This is a genomic window from Saccharomonospora halophila 8 (assembly GCF_000383775.1).
Lineage (GTDB): Bacteria > Actinomycetota > Actinomycetes > Mycobacteriales > Pseudonocardiaceae > Saccharomonospora > Saccharomonospora halophila.
This window is the reverse complement of the sequence record NZ_KB912578.1, coordinates 1-5,002: the sequence shown is the minus strand read 5'-3', so window position 1 is coordinate 5,002 and position 5,002 is coordinate 1. Positions and strand designations below refer to the sequence as shown.

Annotated in this window: 5 protein-coding genes and 2 pseudogenes; 2 read left to right on the top strand and 5 right to left on the bottom strand. The window is 72.7% G+C overall.

The features are described from left to right. From SACHA_RS26715 to SACHA_RS0117325, 4 genes and pseudogenes are all read right to left on the bottom strand, one after another. Nucleotides 1–518: pseudogene (locus SACHA_RS26715) on the bottom strand (gephyrin-like molybdotransferase receptor GlpR); the annotation flags it as partial. 221 nt (nt 519–739) lie between these two features. Beyond that, on the bottom strand, nt 740–1,411 hold the full coding sequence (locus tag SACHA_RS0117335) for a GNAT family N-acetyltransferase (protein WP_019811798.1): 672 nt from the start codon (nt 1,409–1,411) through the stop codon (nt 740–742). 29 nt (nt 1,412–1,440) lie between these two features. Continuing rightward, the gene (gene glp, locus SACHA_RS0117330) at nt 1,441–2,712 is read right to left on the bottom strand and encodes a molybdotransferase-like divisome protein Glp (RefSeq protein ID WP_019811797.1); all 1,272 of its coding nucleotides are present in this window, start codon (nt 2,710–2,712) and stop codon (nt 1,441–1,443) included. Continuing rightward, nucleotides 2,712–3,617, bottom strand: coding sequence for a UTP--glucose-1-phosphate uridylyltransferase (locus SACHA_RS0117325; RefSeq protein WP_019811796.1), 906 nt, complete (start codon nt 3,615–3,617; stop codon nt 2,712–2,714). The genes glp and SACHA_RS0117325 overlap by 1 nt, the downstream gene beginning before the upstream one ends. Nucleotides 3,618–3,641: 24 nt before the next feature. On the opposite strand from SACHA_RS0117325, the gene SACHA_RS0117320 reads away from it, so the two are divergent. Together SACHA_RS0117320 and SACHA_RS26540 are read left to right on the top strand one after the other, a co-directional pair. Further along, a complete protein-coding gene (locus tag SACHA_RS0117320) occupies nt 3,642–4,139 on the top strand; it encodes a 5-formyltetrahydrofolate cyclo-ligase (RefSeq protein ID WP_019811795.1) in 498 nt (165 codons plus the stop codon). 10 nt (nt 4,140–4,149) lie between these two features. Then, nucleotides 4,150–4,425: pseudogene (locus tag SACHA_RS26540) on the top strand (FmdB family zinc ribbon protein); the annotation flags it as partial. A 14-nt stretch (nt 4,426–4,439) separates the two neighbouring features. On the opposite strand, the gene SACHA_RS26335 reads toward SACHA_RS26540, so the two are convergent. Further along, nucleotides 4,440–4,775: a hypothetical protein gene (locus SACHA_RS26335; protein WP_019811791.1), complete on the bottom strand. Its 336-nt coding sequence runs from the start codon at nt 4,773–4,775 to the stop codon at nt 4,440–4,442. Nucleotides 4,776–5,002: the final 227 nt, after the last annotated feature.

Below are 5,002 nucleotides of genomic sequence, written 5' to 3'. Positions count from 1 at the left end.
CGGCCGGGCCGGTACCGGCGGGGACGCCCGGGGACGGGGCCTGCGGACCTGCCGTCCCCGGTGCCGGCGTCGTCGGGTGCCCGCCCGTGGTCGGTTCCGTCGTCGACCGGGTATCCGTGATCGTCGTATTCGTCGCCGTACCGATCGTCGCCGTACCGATCGTCGTACGCCGGGTCGACGCGCCCGTCGTCGGGCAGGTCGTACCCGTCATCGGGGTACGGGTCGTCCGGGTGGATCCCGTCGTGGTCCGTGTACGCGCTTTCACCCAGCGGTGCACGGTCGCCGAACCCGACGTCGACCCGGTCATCGGGGTCCCAGTCGTCCTCCATCCCGGCCTCGGCGCCGTCCGCGACCACCCCACCGCGTCCCGCGCCCCGTGTGCTCCCGCTGCGTACGACCCGCGCGGCCAGTGCCGCGTCGTTGGTCTGTGTGACCACCTGCCGCTTGCGGGCGACCATGGGCACGAGGACGGCCAGCCATGCCGCAGCGAGCCCCACAATGATCAACGAGCTGGGCATCTCCCGTCACCTCCCCCGACCGATATCCTCGTCGCCACACGCGGCAACCGCGGTCCGACGGCCCGGACCCCGCCCGGCTGTCGTCGACCGCGCACGTTGTGTGTCGAACCCCGACTGTCGCCACGCTAGTCACAGGAATAACAGAAAACGCGGAGACTCGCCGGGTGGTTTGACCACCCGACCGGCTCTCCCGAGACCGGTTCACGCGCCGTTACCGCTGGTCAGGACCACATCGCCCGACCGGAGTCAACGAGGCGGGTGACGAGTCCGTCACCGCTCTCCTCCGTGGTGATCGCGAAGCACAGGTGGTCGCGCCAGTCGCCCTCCACGTCGAGGTACCGGCGCAGCAGCCCCTCCCGCCGGTAGCCGACCTTGGTGAGCACGCGGACACTGGCGACGTTCTCCGGGCGCACGGTGGCCTCCAGGCGGTGCAGCCGCGCAGCGCCGAAGGCGTGGTCGGTCACCAGCGCCACGGCCGCGGTCGCCACCCCCGACCCCGCGAGCGTCGACGCGACCCAGTAGCCGACCCACGCCGAGCGCAGCGACGCGCGGATGATGTTGCCCACGGTGATCTGGCCGGCGAACGCGCCGTTCACGGTGATGACGAACGGCAGACACTGCCCGCGCCGGGCGAGCCTGCGCAGCGCCGACCACTGCGACGGCCACACCCACGGCGCGTTGCGCTCCTCCCACGGCTGGTCCTGGGTCGGTTCCCAGGGCCGCAGGTACTCGCGGTCGCGCAGCCGGATGCGGCTCCATTCGGTGCCGTCCCGCAGCCGGACCGGCCGCACCCGCACCACACCCCCGGGCACCGTCACCGGGCCGAGCCGGGCGGGCCAGCCGGGATGGCGGGGCTCCGCGGCGTACGGGGTGCCGTAACCGGTCGACGTCATCGTCCCCCACTACGGATCGTCGTCCCCCACTACGCACGCTGGGCGAGGAAGGCGACCCGGACCTGCTCGCCCGCCGCGACCTCGGTGAGTCCCTCCGGCACGTTGATCAGGCAGTTCGCCTCGGCGAGCGAGGCGAGCAGGTGCGTCCCGCCCGTGCCGAGCGGCTGCACCAGGTACTCGCCGTTGCTCTCGTCCCGCAGCAGCTGCCCGCGCAGGAACCCGCGGCGTCCGGGTGTCGACGTGATCGGCGACAGCAGGCGCGCCTGCACCGCACGGCGGTGTGGGTTCCGGGTGCCCCGCGCCGCGCGGATCAACGGCCGGACCATGATCTCGAAGACCACCAGTGCGCTCATCGGGTTGGCCGGGATGAGGAACGTGGGGACGGCGTCCGGGCCGAGCCTGCCGAACGCCTGCGTCGAGCCCGGGTGCATGGCCACCCGCGTGGTGTCCACGTCGCCGAGGTCGGACAGCGCGGCCTGCACCTCCTCCCCGATCGAGCCACCCGCCCCGCCCGCGACCACGACGACCTCGGACATCAGCAGCCTGCCCTCGACCGTCTCCCGCAGCCGCCGGGGGTCCAGCGGCACGATGCCCACCCGGCTCACCTCGGCGCCTGCGTCCCGTGCCGCCGCGGCGAGGGCGTAGGAGTTGACGTCGTAGATCTGGCCCGCGGCGGGCGAGCGGTCGACGTCCACCAGTTCGTCGCCCACCGAGATGATCGACACGCGGGGGCGCGGGTGGACCAGGACCTTCGCCCGGCCCACGGCCGCCAGCAGCCCGACCTGGGCTGACCCGATCGTGTCACCCCGGCGGACGGCGACGTCGCCGATCTGCACGTCCTCGCCGGTGCGGCGGACGTAACCGTGGGACGGCACCGCGTGGGCCACCTCCACCTTCGCCACGCCCCCGTCGGTGTGGGCGGCGGGGACGACGGCATCGGCGAGGGTGGGCAGCGGCGCACCGGTGGCCACCTTGACGGCCTGGCCGGGCTGGAGTCTGCGGGGCTGGCGCGACCCGGCGGGGATCTCGCCCACGACCGGCATCTGCACCGGCTCCTCGGCCGCGGCACGCACGTCGACGCTGCGCACCGCGTACCCGTCCACGGCGGCCTGGTCGAACCCGGGCAACGCCTGTTCGGCCACGACCTCCTCCGCACACAGCAGTCCCTGGGCCTCGGAGATCGCCACCCGCACCGGGCGTGGCCGCACGGCGGCGTCGAGCAGCAGCCTGAGCTGGTCGTCCACCGAGCGGAGCCCGGTGGCCTCGGGCGGGGTGTCGGCGGTCGGCTCGGTTCCGGTCATCAGTCGGCGGTACCACCGATCCGGTCGGTCAGCCACTCGCGCAGCGCCGGTCCGTACTCCGGGTCGTCCAGGGCGAAATCGACGGCGGCGCGCAGGAAGCCCCCCGGATTGCCCAGGTCGTGCCTGCCCCCGCGGTGGACCACGACGTGCACCGGGTGCCCCTCGGAGATCAGCAGCGCGACGGCGTCGGTGAGTTGCAGTTCGCCCCCGGAGCCGGGGCCGATGCGCTTCAGCGCGTCGAAGACCGCGCGGTCGAGCAGGTACCGGCCCGCGGCGGCGTAGGTGGAGGGAGCCTCGGCCGGCGCGGGTTTCTCGACCATGCCGTGCACCCGCTTGACGTCGGCGTCGTCGGTGTCGGAGACGTCGAACACGCCGTACGGCGAGATCCGGTCCTTCGGGATGTCGAAGGCGCACAGCACGCTGCCGCCGTGCCGGGCGCGGACCTCGGCCATCTTGGACAGCACCCCGGTGGGCAGGACCAGGTCGTCGGGCAGCAGGACGGCGACGGCGGCGTCGTCGTCGGTCAGGTTCGGTTCGGCCTGCGCGACGGCGTGCCCGAGGCCGAGCGCCTGCTCCTGCAGGGCCGTCTCGACGTCGAGCAGCCCGGGTGCGCGGCGGATGCGGGCGAGCAGCTCGGTCTTACCCTTGCTCTCCAGCGTGTGCTCCAGCTCGGGGCTGTCGCGGAAGTAGTCGGCCACCGCCTCCTTGCCGGGGGATGTGACGATCACCATACGACTCGCCCCGGCCTGTGCCGCCTCGTCCGCGACGAGTTCGATCCCCGGTGTGTCGACGACCGGGAGAAGTTCCTTGGGCACGGCCTTGGTGGTCGGCAGGAATCTCGTACCCAACCCGGCGGCAGGCACGATGGCGGTCCGGAACGTGGTCTCACTCGTGGCGCCCGTCATGGCCGCAAAGCCTAGCCTGGTCCCGTGACTCACACCGACAACGACAGCCCCCTCGAGGGTGTCAAGACGCAGTGGCGCCGCTCGATCCAGGCCTCGCGCACGGCGGTCACGGCACAACAGCAGGTCAGCGAGTCGTCGCGGCTGGTGGCCGCGGTCGGCGGCCTGGACGCCGGTGTCGTGTGCTGCTACGTGCCGTACGGCTCCGAGCCCGGGTCGCTCGCGCTGCTGGACCGGTTGCGCGAGCAGGGCAGCAGGCGGGGCGAGTTCATGCCCGTGCTGGAACCCCGGGGGCCGCGGCTCGGGCCGGAGGCCGTCGCCGACGCCGACGTCGACAAGCGCGGCGTGCGGCTGGGCAAGGGCGCGGGCTACTACGACCGGTCGTTGGTGCTGACCTCCCCGGGAACGGACCTCATCGCGGTCATCCGGGACGCCGAACTGGTGGACGAACTGCCCGCCGAGCCGCACGACGTGCGGATGCACGCGGTGCTCACCCCGGACCGGGGCCTGCACCGCCTGCCGTGACCGGCCCGACGTGACCCGCCCGGGGTGGCCGCGTCGTGCCCGTCCCCGGTGTGACAGGGACCTGATTGCGCACCGGGAATCCGATCCCGCAGAATTGCGTTGGCACTCGCGTCGAGAGAGTGCCAGAACGCCTGAAGGAGTTCCCGTGCCGACCTACCAGTACGCCTGCAAGGACTGCGACCACCGGTTCGAGACGGTCCAGTCGTTCTCCGATTCGAGCCTGACCGACTGCCCGGAGTGCCAGGGCAGGTTGCGCAAGCTGTTCGGCTCCGTCGGAGTCATCTTCAAGGGCAGCGGGTTCTACCGCAACGACTCCCGCTCCGAGTCGAAGTCGACCTCTTCCAACGGCTCGTCGAGCGGGTCGTCCGACGCGGCGTCCGGAGGTTCGTCCGACTCGTCGGAATCGTCCGAGTCGTCGGTCTCGTCCGACTCGTCGGGCTCGAACGGCTCGAACGGCTCGACGGGCTCGAACGGCTCCGGTGGGTCCACGTCCTCCCAGGGCTCCGGTGGCTCGTCCGCCGGCTCGTCCGGCTCGTCCTCGGGAGGCTCGTCCGGTTCGACCAGCGCGGCGGCGGCCGCCTCCTGATTCTCCGGACCTCCCCGCCCGCGTCGACGGCCGACGGTGGGGTGGCACATTCGGTGACGTCGTCGCCGTCGTCGTCCACAGGGTCCGAGTTGTCCACAATCCCGCCGCACCGCGGTGTCGCGGTGTCCGTCCCGTCCCTACCGTCGGAGTCGACGGAGGGTGGACGACCCTCCACCGAGGAGCCGGTCACCCCGACGTGACCGGCGTGAGGGGGACGACATGGGCGGACCGGGCCCCGACCGGACGCGCAGGCGACGCCGGACGACCCGCCTCCGCA